Origin of the sequence: Streptomyces scopuliridis (assembly GCF_042790125.1) — a bacterium.
GTDB classification, from domain to species: domain Bacteria; phylum Actinomycetota; class Actinomycetes; order Streptomycetales; family Streptomycetaceae; genus Streptomyces; species Streptomyces scopuliridis_A.
Genome location: NZ_JBHTZS010000015.1, coordinates 42524 through 60329, shown reverse-complemented (window position 1 = coordinate 60329; position 17806 = coordinate 42524). Strand labels below are relative to the sequence as shown.

The window sequence follows — 17806 nt, the reverse complement described above, 5'->3', positions numbered from 1 at the left end:
TTCGCGTAAAGGACTCCACGTAGAGCCGTGCGGATCCGGCGTGCGGATCCGGCGTGCGGATCCGGACGGCTTTCGCGGCTCGCCCGGGTGTCGGCTCGGGGTGTCAGGGCCCCCTTGCGTCAGCACAAGAAACCATTAGGTTAGGCTCACCTAAGTCTTTGACCGGATCTGTCGTGGTGCTCGACAGTTCAGCCCGATCTCACCCCATCCCGAGGTAGAGCCAGCCGTGTCCGTCCAGTTCCCGCCCTCCGCCGCGCCGCGATCCGCCTACCCTGTCGACGTACTCCCCGCCCCGGTCCGGCGTCGGCTGCTGGAGCTGGCCGACGCCGGCCGGCCGCTGTCGGCCTACGTGTACGACGGCGACGTCGCCGCCGGACGGGCCCGTGAGCTGCGCGCGGCCCTGCCGGAGTGGGCGGCGGTGTACTACGCGGTCAAGGCGAACTCGTTCCCCGGCGTCGTCGAGGCGCTCGCCCCCTACGTCGACGGCTTCGAGGTCGCGTCCGTCGCGGAGCTCGAACTCGCCCTCCGTGCAGGCCGATTCCAGGGTCAGGGCGCCGAGAGCTCCGCCGCTCCCCTCCCCGCCGTCCCCGTCGTCGCCGCCGGACCCGCCAAGTCCGTCCCCGTCCTCACCGCGCTGGTGCGCGCGGGCGTCGAGGCGATCAACGCCGAGAGCCTGCTCGAACTCCACCGCATCAGCCGGATAGCCGTCGCCGAGGGCGTCACCGCACGGGTCGCGCTGCGCGTGAACCCGGCCGAGATCCCGATCACCGGCGCGCTCCTCATGGGCGGCGCCGCCTCCCAGTTCGGGGTCGCCGAGCCCGACGTACCCGACGTGCTGCGCGAGGCGCGGAAGCTGCCGGGGCTCGATCTCGTCGGCTTCCACATCCACGCCGCCTCCGGCAACCTCGACGCGGCCACGCACGCCGCGTATCTGCGCTGGTGCGTGGAGTGGAGCGTACGGACCGCGCGCGAGACCGGCATCGAGCTGCGGCATGTGGACATCGGAGGTGGCATCGGGGTGGCCTTCGAGGGCGAAGAGCCCTTCGACGTGGGCCGGTTCGGTGAACTGGCCGCCGGGATCGAGCCGCCCGCCGGGGTGAAGGTCATCCTCGAACCCGGCCGGTTCGTGGTCGCCGACTGCGGCTGGTACGCCGCCGAGGTGACCGACGTGAAGACCTCGTACGGCGAGTCGTTCGCCGTCCTGCGCGGTGGCATCAACCACTTCCAGCTGCCCACGTCCTGGGACATCGTGCACAACGTGGCGGTGCTGCCCGTCGAGAAGTGGGGCGAGGAGTGTCCGCGCCCCACGGCCGAGAACACCCGCGTCACCGTCGTCGGTGAACTGTGCACCCCCGAGGACACACTTCTGCGCGATGTCCTGATCGACCGGGTACGCGCGGGCGACCTGATCGTTTTCCCTTACGCGGGCTCCTACGGATGGGAGTTCGCCATGCACTCCTTCCTCGGCCACCCCGTCGCCGAGCGCCATCTGCTCTGAGCCCAACGCCTCTCCGTCTTTCTTTCTCATACTCCGGAGCCGTGTCATGACCGTGCCCCCCATCACCCTGCCCGCGAGCGGGCGGCCCGATCCCGCCGCCACCGCCCCTGCCGCTGGTGCCACCGCCGATGGCATCCTGCGGCGCCAGCGCGCCCGGGAGTCCTCGGCACGCACGTACGCCCGTTCGTTCCCGATCGTCCCGGCCCGCGCCAAGGGCATGACGATCGAGGGGACGGACGGCCGCCGTTATCTCGACTGCCTCTCCGGCGCGGGGACCCTCGCGCTCGGCCACAACCACCCCGTCGTGCTGGAGGCCATCCAGCGCACCGTGGAGAGCGGGGCGCCGCTGCACGTCCTCGATCTGGCGACCCCGGAGAAGGACGACTTCACCGACGCGCTCTTCGCCACCCTGCCGAAGGCCTTCGCGGACCGCGCCAGGATCCACTTCTGCGGGCCGGCCGGTACGGACGCCGTCGAGGCGGCGCTGAAGCTGATGCAGACCGCGACCGGCCGGCACGGGGTGCTCGCCTTCACCGGCGCGTACCACGGCATGACGGCGGGCGCGCTGTCGGCGACCGGCAACGTCGCGATCAGGGAGCGGGTCGCGGGCGGCGCGGCCGAGGTGACCCGGCTGCCGTATCCGTACGCGTACCGCTGCCCGTTCGGGGTCGGCGGCGAGCGCGGTGCCGAACTGGCCGCCACGTATACGGAACGGCTGCTGGACGATCCGTCGGGCGGGGTCGTACCGCCCGCCGCGATGATCGTCGAAGCGGTGCAGGGCGAGGGCGGCGCGGTGCCCGCGCCGGACGGCTGGCTGCGGGAGATGCGGCGGATCACCGGCGAGCGGCGGATCCCGCTGATCGTGGACGAGGTGCAGACGGGCGTCGGGCGCACGGGCACGTTCTGGGCGATCGAGCACAGCGGGATCGTGCCGGACGCGATGGTCATGTCGAAGGCGATCGGGGGGAGTCTGCCGCTGGCCGTGATCGTGTACGACCAGGACTACGACGGCTGGCTGCCCGGCGCGCACACCGGCACGTTCCGGGGCAACACCCTGGCCATGGCCACGGGTGCGGCGACGCTGCGGTACGTGGCCGCCGAGGGGCTGACCGAGCGCGCGGCCGTCGTGGGCGCGCGGATGAGTGCGCGGCTGGAGGGGCTGCGCTCCGAACTGCCGGTGATCGGTGACGTCCGGGGGCGCGGGCTGATGATCGGGGTCGAGATCGTGGACCCCGAGGGGGAGTTGGACTCGTGCGGCGCCCACCCGGTCGCCCCGGAGGTGGCGGAGCGGGTGCGGTCGGCCTGCCTGGAGCGCGGGCTGATCGTGGAACTGGGCGGGCGCTTCGGCTCGACCGTCCGGCTTCTCCCGCCGCTGGTCATCACGGACGAGCAGGCGGAAGCGGTGCTGGAGCGGCTGGCGGACGCGATCGCCGAGGTGTCGGGGCAGCAGCGGGGACGGCGCTCATGAGGACGGGAATGGGGACGGAGACGGAACCGGGAACGGGGACAGGACCGGGGACAGGACCGGGAACGGGGACAGGACCGGGAACGGGAACGGGACCGGGAGCGGGAGCGCGGACGGTGACGGGAGCGCGGACGGCGGGCGCGGCGGCAGGTGTGGCGCTGGGCGCGACGGCGGGCGCGGCAGTGGGCGCGGACATCGCACGTGCCATGCCGGGCGCCGTGGTGGGCGCGGACATCGCGAGCGCCGCGCCGGAGGCCGGGCCGGGCGCCCGTCCCGGGGCTCAGGCCGCGCCGGAGCCCCCCTCGCGATCAGTCCCCGTCCCCCTCACCGCCCTGTCCGGCGGGACCAGCGGCGCCAACGCCCTGGCGCCGCTCGTGGACACCGTGATGGACGCCCTCGCCCGGGGCGCCCGGCGGCGCGGCGGGCCCATCGCGTCCGGCCGGCCGGGGGATGTCGCGGCCACCGTCAGCGAGGTGTTCGGCGGTCCGGCCGCCGTCACCGGCGCCGAGGCGCTCGACCGCCTCACCGAACTCCTCGCGCACGGCAGCGCCGACCCGGCGGACGCCGCCTGCGCCGCCCATCTGCACTGCCCACCCCTCGCCATCGCCGTCGCCGCGGATCTGGCGGTCTCGGCCCTCAACCCGTCCCAGGACTCCTGGGACCAGGCGCCCGCCGCCACCGCTCTGGAGACGCTGCTGCTCCGGGAGTTGGCCGCCCTGGTCGGGTACGAGCCCGAGCAGGCGGCCGGGGTGCTCACCTCCGGTGGTACGGAGTCCAACCTCATGGGCCTGATGCTGGCCAGGGACCGCGTCCTCGGCGCGGCGTCAGGGCGGCAGGTCGAGCTGGCGGGTGTGCCCGGCGCCGGAACGGAGCGCGCGCCCCGTCCCCGTATCCTCGCCTCCGCCGCCGCGCACTTCTCCGTACAGCGCGCCGCCGCCCTGCTCGGGCTCGGTGAGCACGCGGTGCTGCCCGTCCCGGTCGACCAGCAACTCCGTATGGATCCGGAGGCGTTGGCGGCCGTACTGGACGGCTGCGCCGAGCGCGGGGAGCTGCCGGTCGCGGTCGTCGCCACCGCCGGTACCACCGACACCGGCGCCATCGACCCGCTGCGCGCCTGCGCGGCGCTCGCCGCCGAGCACGGCGCCTGGCTGCATGTGGACGCCGCGTACGGAGGCGGCGCCCTGCTCTCCGACCGGCTCGCACCGCTCCTGGACGGTCTCGGACTCGCCGATTCCGTCTCGCTCGACTGGCACAAACTGGGCTGGCAGCCGGCCGCGGCGGGCGTCTTCCTGGTGCGGCGGTCGGAGACGTACGCCTCGCTCGCACGCCGGGCCGTCTATCTCAACCCGGCCGACGACGAGGAGGCCGGTTACCCGAGCCTGCTCGGGCTCTCGCTGCGTACGACGCGCCGGGCCGACGCCTTCAAGATCGCGGTCACTCTGCGGACGCTGGGCAGGGAGGGGCTGGGCCGGCTGGTCGACGCCTGCCGCGAGCTGGCCGTGTCGGGAGCGCGGGCGGTGGCGGAGCATCCACGGCTGGAGCTGCACTCCGAACCGGTGCTGACGGCCTTCCTGTTCCGCTATCTGCCGGAAGCTCCCCCCGACGGTGCGCGGGAGAGCGCGGCCGCGTACGGGGCACGCTGCGACGCGGTCAACGCCGACCTGCGGCGCAGGCTTCTGCGCGAGGGCAGCGCCGTCGTCGGCCGCACCGAACTCCCCGGCGAGGGGCCGGGGCGCGTACGGCTCAAGCTCACCCTGCTCAACCCGCACACCACCACCGCCGAGGTGGAGCGGCTGCTGCACGCCGTCGTGGCGGCGGGGCGCGCGGAGGAGGAGGCGCGGTGACCGTACGGACAGCAGCCGGATCCCCCACCTCCCACGACCCCGTCCCGTACGACCCGCTGGACCATCCCGACCCGCTTGACCATCCCGACCCGCTCCGGGCCGGGGACTCGGCCGCCACCGAGACGCTCCTGCGCGCGTACGTACGGGAGACCGGCACCGACGTGCCGGCCACCGGGCAGGTGCTCCAGCTGTCCCTGCCCGCCAGCCGGCTGACCCTGCGCGTCCCGGTGCGGTACCGGTCGGCCACCGGCTGGCACCGTTTCGGCGAGGCCCGCGTCGTGACCTCCGACCCCGCCGCCCCGTCCGGAGAAAACGCCCCGCCCGAAGAGTGCGCCCCGGCTGAAGGCTGCGCCCCGGCTGAAGACCGCGTCCCGGCCGAGGTGAGCGGCACGCTCCCGGCCGACACCGCGTTCGTGGCCGCCGCGCTGATCCGCGAGTCCACTCTCGGCCGTGCCGCACCGCCCCATCTCGGCGGGGACGCCGTGGGCCGCGTCCTCAACTCCGCCGCCCGTACCGCCGCGCATATCGCGCGGCGGCGCGCGGAGGGGGAGCCGGCGGGCGAGCAGGACCACGGGCTGACGCCCTTCCTCGGCGCCGAGCAGGCGCTGCTGCTCGGCCATCCCTTCCATCCGGCGCCCAAGAGCCGAGAGGAGGCGTCCGATCGCGAACTGGACGCCTACTCGCCCGAGTTGCGCGGGTATTTCCCGCTGCACTGGTTCGCCGCGCATCCGGAGATCGTCGCCGGGGAGAGCGCCGACGGCCGCTCCCCCGCCGAGCTGCTGCGTCCGCTCGCCGCCGACGCCGGGCTCGAACTGCCGCCCGGGATGGTCCCCGTACCCGCGCACCCCTGGCAGGCGCGCGAGGTCCTCGGCCGTCCCGAGGTGGCGGCACTGCTGGACGCGGGGCTGCTGCGGCCCCTCGGGCCCGGCGGACCCGCCTGGTACCCGACGTCCTCCGTACGGACGGTGCACCGGCCGGGCGCCGACGTCATGCTGAAGCTGTCGCTCGGTATGCGGATCACCAACTCCCGCCGCAACAACCTCCGTTCGGAAATGCGTCTCGGCGTACGCGCCGCCCGGCTGCTGGCGGCAGGACCGGCGCGGCGGCTGCGCGCCGAGCATCCCGAGTTCGGCATCCTGCGGGACTTCGCCTGGGTGTCGGCCGGTACGGGCGAGGCGGAGACCGGTCTGGAGACGGCCGTCCGCGACAACCCGTTCAACGGCGCGGGCACCGACGGGCTGTGCGTGGCCGGTCTGGTCGCCGAGCGCACCGGCCCCGGCGACGGCACCCCGCCCCGCCATCGCGCGCTGCTCTCCCGGGCCGTCGGGCGCGCCGCCCGCGCGCAGGGGGTCTCCACGGCCGAGGCGTCCGCGCGCTGGTTCGCCGCGTATCTCGACGTGCTCGCCGTACCGCTGATCCGGCTCCAGGCGTGGTACGGCATCGCGCTGGAGCCGCACCACCAGAACACCCTGGTCGCGCTGGACGCGCACGGGATGCCCCGGGCCGGCTGGTACCGCGACAGCCAGGGCTACTACGTGGCCGCCTCCCGCGCCGACGAGGTGGAGCGGCTGCTGCCCGGCGCGGCCGACGGGCTGGAGCTGGTCTTCGACGACGCGTTCGTGGACGAGCGGGTCGCGTACTACCTGGGCATCAACAACCTGCTCGGTCTGGTGGGCGCGTTCGGCGCGCTCGGCCTCGCGGGCGAGGAGGAGCTGCTGCGCGTCCTGCGCGCCCGGCTGGAGCGGCTGCGTACCACCGAGCCCGGCGCGAAGGGGCTGCTCGACCTGCTGCTCGACGCGCCCGTGCTGCGCTGCAAGGGCAACTATCTGACCTGCGTGGACGGGCTCGACGAACTCGTCGGCGACGTCCACACCCAGTCCGTCTACATCGACCTTCCCAATCCCCTCGCGGAGGCCCTGCGGTGACGACCGAACAGGCGACGACCGAACTCACGCATACGCGTACGCACGAGCACGGTCCCGGGCACGAGTACGGACCTGGGCACGAGTACGGTCCCGGACACGAGACGTACGATCTGGTCGGCGTCGGCATCGGGCCGTTCAACCTCTCGCTGGCCGCGCTCGCCGACGGCGCTCCGGGGCTCCGTACGCTCTTCCTCGACGCGAAGCCCGCCTTCTCCTGGCACCCGGGGCTGCTGATGGAAGGAACGGTTCTCCAGGTACCGTTCCTCGCCGACCTGGTGACCATGGCGGATCCGACCAGCCCCTGGTCGTATCTGAACTATCTGCGGGAACACGACCGGATGTTCCCGTTCTTCTTCTCCGAGCGGTTCCACATACCCCGCCGCGAGTACGACCACTACTGCCGCTGGGTCGCCGAACACCTGCCGTCCTGCCGCTTCGACGCGCGCGTCACGGAGGTGGAGTGGGACGAACGCGACGAGGTGTTCGCCGTCACCCACCATTCGGCCGACGGCACGGTCTCGCGCGTACGGGCCCGGCAGCTCGTGCTGGGCGTCGGTACGGAGCCGGTCGTCCCCGAGCCGCTGCGCCCGCTGCTCACCCCCGCGCACGCGGGGCGCGTACTGCACAGCGCCGACTACCGCACCCACCGGGCGCGGCTGGCCGGACTCGACGATGTCACGGTCCTCGGGGCGGGCCAGTCCGGCGCCGAGGTCGCCCTCGATCTCCTGCGCCACCAGGACGGTTCCGGCGCGGGCGGCCCGTACGTCCGCTGGCTGGCCCGTACCCCCGCCTTCGCGCCGATGGAGTACTCCAAGATCGGTCTTGAGCACTTCACGCCCGACTACATCCGGTACTTCCGCGCCCTGCCCGAGGAGCGGCGCGAGCGGCTGGTGCGCGAGCAGTGGCAGCTGTACAAGGGCGTCAGCGAGGAGACGCTCGGCGAGATCCACGACGAGCTGTACGAGCGGACCATCGGCGGTACGGAGCCGCGCGCGGCGCTCCACCCGGGCGTCGCCGTCGTCGCGGTCGTCGCGGCGGAGCCCGAGGACGACGGCAACGGCGGCGACGGCGGCTATGTGCTGACCTGCCGGCATACGCAGCAGGACGCGCTGTTCGAGGTGCGGACGTCGGCGATCGTGGCGGCCACCGGATACGCGGCGGCGCGCCCGGCCTTCCTGGACGCCATGGCGAAGCTGGTGGACTGGGACGAGCAGGGGCGCTACCGGATCGACGGGGACTACCGGGTGGCGCTGGACGCGAGCGTGTCCGGCGCGCTGTACGTGCAGAACGCGGAGCTGCACACGCACGGTGTCGGGGCTCCCGATCTCACGCTCGGCGCGTGGCGGGCGGCGACGATCCTCAACGCGGTGGCGGGGAGGACGGTGCTGCGGGTGCCGGAGCGGGCCGCATGGACGACGTTCGGGGTGCCGGGGGCTGCTGAGGTGCCGGGGGCCGCTGAGGTGGCAGGGGCCGCTGAGGTGGCAGGGGCCGCTGAGGCCGGTCAGGGATCCGCTCAGTCGGCGGGTGCCGAGGCGGCGGTCGTGCGGCCGTGACGGTGGTGACGTCCGCGAAGTCCTCGGCAGGCGACCGGCCGCCGCGCGCCAAGGCCGTGCTGATCGCCGTGGTCGGACTGCATCTGGTGGCCGAGACGGCGCTGACGCCGTTCCTGCCCCAGCTGTTCGACCGGCTGTACGGCATCGACGACCCCGGCGCGACGGGCCTCTACCTCTGGATCTGCCGCATCGTCGGCCTCGCCGCGCTCCCGCTGTGGGGCCTGGCCGCGCGCCGCTGGCCGCTGCACCGGCTGGTGCTGGCGGGGCTCTGCGGTTCGGCGGTGCTCGATCTGCTGCTCGGCATGGCGCCGAGCTATACCGCGTACACGGTCCTCTCCACCGCCGTCGTGGCCACCAACAGCGCGCTCCTGCTGGCCTATCCGGCCTTCATCGCCGAGCACCGCGACGAGCCGTGCGAGGGCGAACGGGCCCGGCTCGTCGGGGTCATGTCGCTCGTGGTCGTCTTCCATCTGTCGGTGGTGGTCTCGACGCTGGTGGGCACGGGCGTGCTGGCGCTGCCGCAGCCGCGGATCGGTATCTCGGCGTTCGCGGTGCTGGATGTGGTGCTGGCGGTGCTCGCGTACCGCGTGCTGGGACGGCGGGGAACACCGGATCCCGAGCCGGATCCCGAGCCGGATCCCATCTCCCCGGGAGAAACCCGGCGGGCCGCGCGCCCAGCGGCCACCCGCCGTGCCCGGTTCCTGAGCCCCCGGTTCCCGAGTCCTCGATTCCTGAGCCCTCGATTCCTGAGCCCGCGGTTCCTGCTGCTCGCCCAAGTCGCCCTGATCGGGCTGGCCTTCGACTTCGCGGTGAATGTGGCGCGGCCCTTCTTCACCGAGTTCGCCGGGACGTTCGGCAGCGGCTCGGTGGGCGCGGCGGCGCTGTTCTTCCTGCCGAGCGTCGCCGCCCTGGCCGTCCTCCCCGCGGTCCGGCGCTGCCATGACGTCCTCGGTGACCGGCTGCTTCCGCTCGCCCTGCTGGCGGGCGCGGCGGGCTACGCGTGGCAGGCGTACGCCACCGGGCTGCCGGGGCTGGTGGGCGGTCGCGTCCTCTTCGGCGTGGGCCTGGGCCTCGGCCAAGTCGCGGTGGAGCTGCGGACGTTCCGCGCCACCGGCACCTCGGGCCCGGCCTTCACCGGCGTGGAGACGGCCCGTTCTGCGGGCCTGCTGGCCGCGCCGCTGGTGGCCACGGCGGCGGTCTCGCACGATCTCGCGTTCCCGCTGCTGGTCGCGGCGGCGGTGCAGGTGGTGGGGACGCTGCTGGCGCTACGGGGCATGCGCGGCGCGCCCGTCAGCCGCCCTGTCGAGCCCATGCGGTCCACCGGGCCGCCCGGATCCACCGTCCCGGACCCCCTACCCACCCGCACGTACTCCGAGGAGATTCCCCGATGAACCACCCCACCCGCGACGCCTGGACGCAGGCGGGCCGACGTCTGCTGGTCAAGGCCGTCGAGGAGTTCGCGTACGAGGAGCTGCTCGTCCCCGTACGCGACGACTCCGCCGACCCCACCGACCCCACCGACCCCACCGACCCGACCGACTCCGCCGACTCCGTCGGCTCCACCAACGCCGCGTCCCCGTCGGGCTCGTACCGTCTCGACTTCGGCGACGGCGTGCGCTGGACCTTCCGCGCCGCCCGTGGCACCTTCGCCACCTGGCGCGTCGAGCCCGGCAGTCTCCGCCGTCACCCCGACACCCCGGCGGGCGAAGAGGCCGGCCCCGAACGGCTGCTGCTGGACGCCCGTACCACTCTCGGCTGGGACGGTCCCACCACCGCCGAGGTGCTGCGCGAGCTGACCGCCACGCGGCGCGCCGACGCCGAGGCGATCGGCCGCGCCCTGCCCGCCGCCGACCTCGCCGATCTCGGGCACCTCGATCTGGAGGCGTACCAGGACGGCCATCCCTGCATGCTCCTCAACAAGGGCCGGCTCGGCTTCTCCGCGTCGGACGCCGCCGCGTACGCGCCGGAGACGGCCCGTGCCGTCCGGCTGAACTGGATCGCCGTGCACGGCGATCTCGCCACCTACGCGGGCGTGCCCGGACTCGACGCCGAGCAGCTGCTCTCGGAGGAGCTGGACGGACCCACGCGCGAACGTTTCGCCACGAGCCTTTCCCAAGCGTGCGCGACGAGCGGCTTCGCCGCCGACGCGTTCGTCTGGCTGCCCGTCCACCCCTTCCACTGGGACGAGGCCGTCGCCACGCTCTTCGCGCCGTATCTCGCCGACGGCCGTATCGTGCCGCTCGGCGAGAGCGCCGACCGCTACCGCCCGCTCCAGTCGATCCGTACCCTCGCCAATCTCGACCACCCGGAACGGCGCAATGTGAAGGTGCCGCTCCTCATCCGCAACACCCTGGTGTGGCGCGGGCTCTCCACCGAGCCGACCGAGGCGGCGCCGGATGTGAGCGCGTGGCTGAAGGCGGTGCGCGAGGGCGATCCGTATCTCCGGGACGAGCTGCGCTTCCACCCGCTCGGCGAGGTCGCGGCCGTGGCGGTCGGCCATCCGCTGTACGAGTCGGTGAAGGACGCCCCGTACCGCTATCACGAGCTGCTCGGCGCGGTCTGGCGCGAGCCCGTCGCCGCGCTGCTCCAGGAGGGCGAGCGCGCCCGCACGATGGCGTCCCTGCTCAAGACCGGCTCCGACGGGCGCTCGCTCACCGCCGAACTGGTGGCACGCTCCAGGCTGTCGGGGGCCGGCTGGCTGGAACGGTTCTTCGCCGCCCTGCTGCCGGGGCTGCTGCACTACCTCTACCGGTACGGGGTCGCCTTCTGCCCGCACGGCGAGAACACCGTCATCCTCTTCGACGGCGACGAGATTCCGGCCGGCATCGCCGTCAAGGACTTCGCGGAGGACGTGAACCTCCTCCCGGGCGCCCACCCCGAGTACAAGGGGCTGACGGAGCGCGCGGACCGCGTACTGCTGCGCTGGCCGGCCCACGAGCTGGCGCACTCGCTCCTCAGCGCGGTCTTCGCCGGGCACTTCCGGTTCTTCGCGCCGCTGGCGGCCGAGCACCTGGGCGTGTCGGAGGAGGAGTTCTGGGCGCTGGTACGGGCGGAGATCGAGCGCTACCACGCGCGCTTCCCCGAACTGGCCGACCGCTTCGAGTCGTTCGGGCTCTTCGCCCCGTCCTTCGACCGCGTGGCCCTCAACCGCGAGCAGCTGCTCGGCGGCGGCTTCCACGACCGGGCGGAGCGCGACGAGGGCTTCGACGTCGTGCACGGAACGGTGACCAACCCCCTGGCTGCGGAGGTCGCTACGACGGAGGTCGCTACGGAGGTGACGGAATGACGGCGCACGACGCGATGACGGCGCACGACGGAGCGACGGCTTACGACGGAACGGCGGCGTACGAGCGGCTACGGGCCGAGGTCGCCGCGGGCACGGTCGAAGAGGTGATCGTCGCCGTGCCCGACCTTCAGGGCCGGCTCCAGGGCAGCCGTCTCTCGGCCCCGTACTTCCTCGAAGAGGCCGCCCGGTACGGCTTCGGCGCGTGCGTCTATCTGCTCGCGTCCGACGTGGAGATGGGCACCGGCCCCGGCTACGCGATCGACGCCTGGCAGAGCGGCTTCGGTGACTTCGTCCTGCGCCCCGACCCGGCCACGCTGCGTACGCGGCTCCCGTGGGACGACGGTACGGCCCTGATCCTCGCCGACGCCGTCTGGCCGGGCCCCGGCGGAGCCCCGGTCGACGTCGCGCCCCGCCAGGTGCTGCGCGCGCAGCTGGACCGGCTGGCGGAGCGCGGGCTCACCGCGTTCGCCGGTACGGAGCTGGAGTTCCTGCTCTTCCTCGGCTCGTACCGGGCCGCCTGGGAGTCCCGCTACCAGGGCCTGGCCACCGGCACCCCGTACAACGTCGACTACTCCCTCCAGGGCCTGTCCGAGATCGAGCCGGTGGTGCGCCGGATCAGACGCGAGATGGGGCGGGCCGGGCTGGCGATGGAGACGGCGCGCGGGGAGTGCCACGCCGGTCAGTACGAGATCGTCTTCCGGTACGCCGAGGCGATGACGACCTGCGACAACCACGTCTTCTTCAAGAACGGCGCCAAGCAGATCGCCGCGCAGGAGGGGGTGGCGCTGACGTTCATGCCGAAGTTCGACGAGGGCGAGGGCAATTCCTGCCACATCCATCTCTCGCTGCGGGCGACGGACGGTACGCCGGTGCTGGCCGACGCGACCGCCGATGACGGGATGTCGGAGCTGATGCGGCACTTCGTGGCGGGCCAGCTCGCCTGTCTGCCGGACTTCGCGCTGCTGATGGCGCCGAACATCAACTCGTACAAGCGCCTCCAGCCGGGCGCGTTCGCCCCGACGGGCATCACCTGGGGCCGCGACAACCGCACGTGTCCGGTACGGGTGGTGGGGACCGGCTCCTCGCTGCGGATCGAGCACCGCGTCCCGGGCGGCGACGCGAACCCGTACCTGGCGGTGGCGGCGGCGGTCGCGGCCGGCCTGTACGGCATCGAGAACCGCCTCCCCCTCCCGCCCCCGCACACGGCCAACGCCCTGGCCGACGCCTCCGTACCGCGCCTGCCGGCGACGCTGACCGAGGCGCTGCACCGGTGGGAGCGCAGCGAGATCGCGGCGAAGGTGTTCGGCGAGCGGGTGGTGACGCACTACGCGCAGGCGGCGCGGACGGAACTGGCGGCGTTCGAGACGACGGTGACGGACTGGGAGCGGATGAGGGGATTCGAACGGCTCTGACCGGTGTGACCGGTGTGACCGGCGAACGGCGACCGTCGACCGGTGCGCCGGAATGCGGAGGCCCCGCACGCGACCTCGGAGGAGTCGCGGTGCGGGGCCTTTCGTGTGGTCCGCGCCGGGAGATCCGGCGGTCCGGCGGTCCGGCGGTCGGGGCTCAGGCTCAGCGCGCGGCGGCGGCGTAGCTCTTCTCCATCGCGTCCAGTACCTGGCCCGCGCCGGTGTAGCCGATGCCGAGCATCCACAGGTTGTCGTCGACCTTGAAGGCCATGTCCTTCTTCACCGCGTCCAGGTTCTTCCACAGCGGGCCGCCGATGGTGTCGGTCTCCTTGGCCTTCTTCGCGTCGCCGTAGGTGGAGTAGAAGATGACGTCGGCGTTGGCCTTGTCGATCTGCTCCGGGCTGACGTCGAGCGAGAAGCCGGTGGTGTCCTGGTTGGCGGGTCGGCCGACCTGGAGGTCCTTGAAGAGGGAGCCGACGAAGGTGTCGTTCAGATAGAGCCGGGTGTCCGCGCCCTCCACGAAGCGTACGAAGCCGACCTTGGTCTGCTTCGCCTTCGCGGCCCCGCCCAGCGCGTCGGTCAGCCGCTTGACGTGCGCGTCGTAGTCGGCGACGACCTTCTTCGCCTCGTTCTTCCTGCCCAGGGCGTCCGCGTGCAGGTCGAAGTTCTTGCGCCAGGTCGGCCCGGTGGTGTCGGAGAAGACGGTCGGGGCGATCGCGGAAAGGGACGTGTAGTTCTTCTCGTCGCGGACCTTGCTGCTCAGGATCAGGTCCGGCTTGAGCGCGGCGATCGCTTCGAGGTTCGGCTCGGCGATCAGGCCGACGGGCTTGATCCCCTTGAGCTTGTCCTCGGGGAGGTACGTGGAGAAGGGGGCCTTGTCGACGACGGTGGTGGCGCCGACCGGGGTGACGCCGAGGGTGACGGCCGAGTCGAGCGCGTCCGTGTCCAGCACGACGACCCGCTTCGGTGCGTCGCCGACCCGCACATCGCCCATGACCGTCTTGACGGTGTGCGTACCGGCACCGCCGTCGGCGGCCTTGCCGCCCTTGTCCGCGGCCTTGTCGTCGCTGCCGCACCCGGCGAGCGTGACGGCGAGTGCGGTGACGGCGGCGGCCACGGTGAGGTGGCGGCGGGTGAGGGTTCTGGACACGGCGGGGAGGCCTCCCTGATGACAGGCCGGACTCTTCCGGGCCTAAGTAAGGCAAACCTAACCTTTGTTCCGCCCAGGCAACAAGTCACGGTCGGATCAAGGTGCGACGTGCCACGAATGGAGCGACGGTGGGAAGGGCGGGAAGCGGCCGTACGAGCAGCACGCGAGTGGCACGCGAGTTCGAGCGGAGGACGCGATGAGCGGCACCGGGACGGTTTATGACTACGACGTGATCGTCCTCGGCGGCGGCGCCCCGGGCGAGCACGCCGCCGGTGCGCTCGCCGAGGGGGGCCTGCGCGTCGCCGTCGTGGAGCGTGACCTCGCCGGTGGGGAGTGCACCTACTGGGCGTGCATTCCGTCGAAATCGCTGCTGCGCCCCGGCGAGGCGGTGCAGGGCGCGCGTGACGCGGCGGGCACCGCCGAGGTCGATGTCAAGGCGGCCCTGGCCTGGCGTGACTACATGGTCTCCGACTACTCCGACGCGGGAGCCGCGCGATGGCTGGCGGACCACGGCATCGCTCTGATCCGCGGTCGCGGCCGGCTGGCGGGCACCGGGGTGGTGGAGGTCGACGGCGCGCGGTACACCGCCGGGCACGTCGTCCTGGCGAATGGCGCCGATCCCGTCGTACCGCCGCTTCCCGGCCTGCGGGAACTCGACGGCGTCTGGGGCACGCGCGAGGCGACCGGCATGAAGGCGGTGCCCGAACGCCTGATCGTGCTCGGCGGCGGGCCGGCCGGGGTCGAGCTGGCGCAGGTCGTGCATCGCTTCGGCGGCGAGGTCGTCCTCGTCGAGGCCGCCGAGCACCTGCTCGCCCGCGAGCCCGCGCCGCTGGGCGAAGCGCTCGGCAAGGCCCTGCGCCGCGAGGGGATCGAGCTGGTACTCGGCATGCACGCGACCGAGGCGCGCCGCGACGGCGAGGACTACGTCCTGGGGCTGGAGGACGGCCGCGAGCTGCGCGGCGACCGCCTGCTCGTCGCGACAGGCCGCCGCCCGCGCGTCGAGGGGATCGGGCTGGAGACCGTGGGCATCACGACGCGCGGCCGGGGGATCCCGGTCGACACGCGCCTGCGGGCGGGCGAGCGGCTGTGGGCGCTCGGCGATGTCACGGGCATCTGGCCCCTGACCCACGTCGGCGAGTACCAGGGCGAGATCGTCGCCGCGAACATCCTCGGCGAGCCGCGCGAGGCCCATTACGAGGCGGTCCCGCGCGTCACGTACACCGATCCGCAGGCGGCGTCGGTGGGCGCGGCCGAGGGCCGGTTCAGCGCCACCGCGCCGCTGTCGGAGGTCGCGAAGACGGCTACGTACACGCACGCCTACGCCGAGTCGAACGGCTTTCTGACGCTTCTGAGCGACGGTGAGGTGCTGACCGGCGCCTACGCGCTCGGTCCCGAGGCCGGGGAGTGGATGCAGCAGGCCACGCTGGCGATCCGTGCCCGCGTCCCGCTCGATGTGCTGCGCGACACGATCCAGCCGTTCCCCAGCTTCTCGGAGATCCACGCCGCCGCGCTGAAGGCGCTCAGCCGAGAGATCAGGGGGGCGCGGGAGCCGGCCGGGGCGTGAACGCGGCGAACTGGAGTCCGGGAGCACGGAGTCCGAGAGCGCGGAGTCCGGGAGCACGTCAGGAGGAATCATGAGCACCGCGGCATCTGTCTCGCTCGGCCACCGCGACCCGGCCCTGCTCGGCCAGACCGTCGTCGTCATCGGCGGGAGCGCCGGCATCGGGCTCGCGACGGCCAGGCACGCACGTGCCGAGGGTGCCGACGTGATACTGACCGGCCGGGACCCCGACCGGCTACGGAGCGCGGCGACGGACGTGAACGCACTCAGCACCGCCGCCTTCGACGCGAACGACCCGGCGCGGCTGAAGCGGTTCTTCCAGGAACTGCCGGAGCGGATCGACCATGTGATGATCACGGCCGGACACCCGCCCTACGGGCGGCTCCTCGACATGGACGCGGATCAGGCACGCCGGGCGATGAGCGAGCACATGGTGCTGCCGCTCGAAGTGGCGCGCCACGCCGTCTGCAGGGTGCGCCCCGGTGGCACGCTGCTGCACATGGGCGGCACCGGCGGCCGGCGGATCAGCCCCGGCTACGGAATCGCGGCGGCGGTGACCGCCGCGCTGCCCCTGCTCACGGCGAGCCTCGCGGTGGAGCTCGCGCCCATCCGCGTCAACCTCATCGCGGCCGGTTTCGTCGACACGCCGTTGTCGGCGGGACTCCTCGGCGAGGGACTCGACGCCCGTCGCGAGGAGTTGCGCGCCACCCTCCCGATCGGCCGCGTGGTCGGACCGGCCGACGTCGCGGCGCTCGCCGTCCACATCATGACCAATACGGCACTTACGGGCGCGACGTACGACATCGATGGTGGGCAGCAGTTCGTTGGCTGAGACTGGCAGCAGCCGCAGCCTGCCTGTCGACGCCAGTGAAGTGGAGCCGCCATGACCACACCCCGCGACTTGATGATCACCGCCATGGACGTGGTGCCCAGTCCGCCCGCGGCGGGTGAGCTGTCGCTCGCGCTGGCGGGAGCCGAGTTGGTCGACCTCCTGGCCGCCGAGGCCATCGGACTGGACGACGACCGGATCGTGCCCGCCCTCCGGCCGGCCCTGGCCGATCGCCTGCTGGACCAGGCAGCGGCGTCGCTCACCCGAGAACCGCCGTACGAGTCGGTCGCCGACTGGCTGTGGCGCAGAGGCAGCGGCCTGGCCTCGGCCTATCTGGCGGCCCTTGAGGCGGACGGGCAACTCACGCGCCGACGTCGCCGCGGGCTGCCGTTCCGGACCGGCCGGATGGTGCTGGCGGAGTCGCCCGACCGCCGCCGCGCGGCGGACCGCTGGGCGGCGCACGAGCCCGTCCTCACCGCGCTCGCGACGGCCGTGGGGATCCCGGGCCGCGACGGCGGAGACACAGGAGACAAGGGAACGGAAGAGGCTCCGGGCACTACCGACGACGCGACCGAGACCGTCATCGTCGCGGTCAATGAGGCGTTGCTGGAGCTGGAGGCCGTGCGGCAGCGGCGATCCATCGAGCAGGCGGCGTTCGACAACGTCTGGCGAGGCTACTGACGCGGCGATGCGGTCGCGCCCCCGAGCTACCAGGAGGCCCTGCCCTCATACGCGTATCGCCGAAAGATCACCCGTTGTGGGCGTCCTCCCACGCTTGGCGGATGTCGGCGGGAACGGGCCCTCGGGACGGTACGTCGTAGCCGTTCTCGCGGGCCCACGCGCGGAGGATCGCTGTGTCGAAGCGACCGGGGGGACGATGCTCGTAGGGCTGAGGTTTGAGGAGAACGGGGTGTGAGGGCGTGAACGTGCGAGGAATTTCGAGCAGGTCGCTCGGGAACTGGGGTACGCGCGTCTCGCCGGTGAGGACGGACACGAGGAAGCCGGTAAGAGTTCCGTCGTAGGTGAACCAGCGAGGCCCCCGGGCCTCGTTGACCGCGATCCGCCAGCGGCTGCTGTCGGTCGCGGGGTCGGTGATCCAGAAGAGGTACTCGCCGTTGCCGGTCACACCACAGGCGAAAAGGTGGTCGGGGTCGTAGGGCACCGGGTGTGTGCCACGGTCGTAGTCCGTGCGCAGCTGGGCACGGATCCGCGCGGGCATGGGGCCGGTGAGGTTGACGTACTCCGTGGGCCCGTGGGGATGGTAGAGGGTGAGGTAGTCGTAGAAG

Annotated in this window: 12 protein-coding genes and 1 pseudogene; 11 read left to right on the top strand and 2 right to left on the bottom strand. The window is 72.9% G+C overall.

What is annotated here, in order from left to right:
• The first annotated feature begins 226 nt into the window (after positions 1–226).
• The 8 genes from ACFRKB_RS23035 (at position 227) to ACFRKB_RS23000 (ending at position 12983) form a co-directional block, all read left to right on the top strand.
• The gene (locus ACFRKB_RS23035) at positions 227–1498 is read left to right on the top strand and encodes an alanine racemase (protein WP_383108220.1); all 1272 of its coding nucleotides are present in this window, start codon (positions 227–229) and stop codon (positions 1496–1498) included.
• Between the two features lie 46 nt (positions 1499–1544).
• The gene (locus ACFRKB_RS23030) at positions 1545–2966 is read left to right on the top strand and encodes a diaminobutyrate--2-oxoglutarate transaminase (protein WP_383108218.1); all 1422 of its coding nucleotides are present in this window, start codon (positions 1545–1547) and stop codon (positions 2964–2966) included.
• Positions 2967–3079: 113 nt separating this feature from the next.
• Entirely contained in the window at positions 3080–4807 is a 1728-nt protein-coding gene (locus tag ACFRKB_RS23025) for a pyridoxal phosphate-dependent decarboxylase family protein (RefSeq protein ID WP_383108216.1), read from the top strand.
• Complete coding sequence (locus tag ACFRKB_RS23020) at positions 4804–6732, top strand: IucA/IucC family protein (protein ID WP_383108215.1); 1929 nt, start codon at positions 4804–4806, stop codon at positions 6730–6732. The genes ACFRKB_RS23025 and ACFRKB_RS23020 overlap by 4 nt, the downstream gene beginning before the upstream one ends.
• 110 nt (positions 6733–6842) lie before the next feature.
• Complete coding sequence (locus ACFRKB_RS23015; protein ID WP_383108345.1) at positions 6843–8285, top strand: lysine N(6)-hydroxylase/L-ornithine N(5)-oxygenase family protein; 1443 nt, start codon at positions 6843–6845, stop codon at positions 8283–8285.
• Complete coding sequence (locus tag ACFRKB_RS23010; RefSeq protein ID WP_383108213.1) at positions 8282–9676, top strand: MFS transporter; 1395 nt, start codon at positions 8282–8284, stop codon at positions 9674–9676. Before ACFRKB_RS23015 ends, ACFRKB_RS23010 begins: the two co-directional genes overlap by 4 nt.
• A complete protein-coding gene (locus tag ACFRKB_RS23005; RefSeq protein ID WP_383108211.1) occupies positions 9673–11571 on the top strand; it encodes an IucA/IucC family protein in 1899 nt (632 codons plus the stop codon). Before ACFRKB_RS23010 ends, ACFRKB_RS23005 begins: the two co-directional genes overlap by 4 nt.
• Before the next feature lie 14 nt (positions 11572–11585).
• Positions 11586–12983: a glutamine synthetase family protein gene (locus ACFRKB_RS23000; RefSeq protein ID WP_383108344.1), complete on the top strand. Its 1398-nt coding sequence runs from the start codon at positions 11586–11588 to the stop codon at positions 12981–12983.
• Between the two features lie 160 nt (positions 12984–13143).
• On the opposite strand, the gene ACFRKB_RS22995 is transcribed toward ACFRKB_RS23000, so the two are convergent.
• Positions 13144–14130, bottom strand: a complete 987-nt coding sequence (locus ACFRKB_RS22995) for an ABC transporter substrate-binding protein (RefSeq protein WP_383108209.1) — start codon at positions 14128–14130, stop codon at positions 13144–13146.
• 196 nt (positions 14131–14326) lie between these two features.
• Here ACFRKB_RS22995 and ACFRKB_RS22990 point away from each other — a divergent pair, with 196 nt between their 5' ends.
• From ACFRKB_RS22990 to ACFRKB_RS22980, 3 genes are all read left to right on the top strand, one after another.
• Entirely contained in the window at positions 14327–15694 is a 1368-nt protein-coding gene (locus ACFRKB_RS22990; RefSeq protein ID WP_383108208.1) for a dihydrolipoyl dehydrogenase family protein, read from the top strand.
• Between the two features lie 70 nt (positions 15695–15764).
• Positions 15765–16523, top strand: a complete 759-nt coding sequence (locus tag ACFRKB_RS22985; protein WP_383108206.1) for an SDR family oxidoreductase — start codon at positions 15765–15767, stop codon at positions 16521–16523.
• Positions 16524–16574: 51 nt separating this feature from the next.
• Positions 16575–17201 (top strand): GPP34 family phosphoprotein, encoded by a 627-nt coding sequence (locus tag ACFRKB_RS22980; protein ID WP_383108204.1) that lies wholly within the window; start codon positions 16575–16577, stop codon positions 17199–17201.
• A 67-nt stretch (positions 17202–17268) separates the two neighbouring features.
• Here ACFRKB_RS22980 and ACFRKB_RS22975 read toward each other — a convergent pair.
• Positions 17269–17388 (bottom strand): annotated as a pseudogene (locus tag ACFRKB_RS22975) (Lsr2 family DNA-binding protein); the annotation flags it as partial.
• Positions 17389–17806 lie beyond the last annotated feature (418 nt).

What these genes read in the sequence shown, in the direction of transcription:
- ACFRKB_RS23030 (WP_383108218.1), top strand. Translation starts at nt 1,545, where the DNA reads ATGACCGTGCCCCCCATCACCCTGCCCGCGAGCGGGCGGCCCGATCCC.
- ACFRKB_RS23005 (WP_383108211.1), top strand. Translation starts at nt 9,673, where the DNA reads ATGAACCACCCCACCCGCGACGCCTGGACGCAGGCGGGCCGACGTCTG.
- ACFRKB_RS23000 (WP_383108344.1), top strand. Translation starts at nt 11,586, where the DNA reads ATGACGGCGCACGACGGAGCGACGGCTTACGACGGAACGGCGGCGTAC.
- ACFRKB_RS22990 (WP_383108208.1), top strand. Translation starts at nt 14,327, where the DNA reads ATGAGCGGCACCGGGACGGTTTATGACTACGACGTGATCGTCCTCGGC.
- ACFRKB_RS22985 (WP_383108206.1), top strand. Translation starts at nt 15,765, where the DNA reads ATGAGCACCGCGGCATCTGTCTCGCTCGGCCACCGCGACCCGGCCCTG.
- ACFRKB_RS22980 (WP_383108204.1), top strand. Translation starts at nt 16,575, where the DNA reads ATGACCACACCCCGCGACTTGATGATCACCGCCATGGACGTGGTGCCC.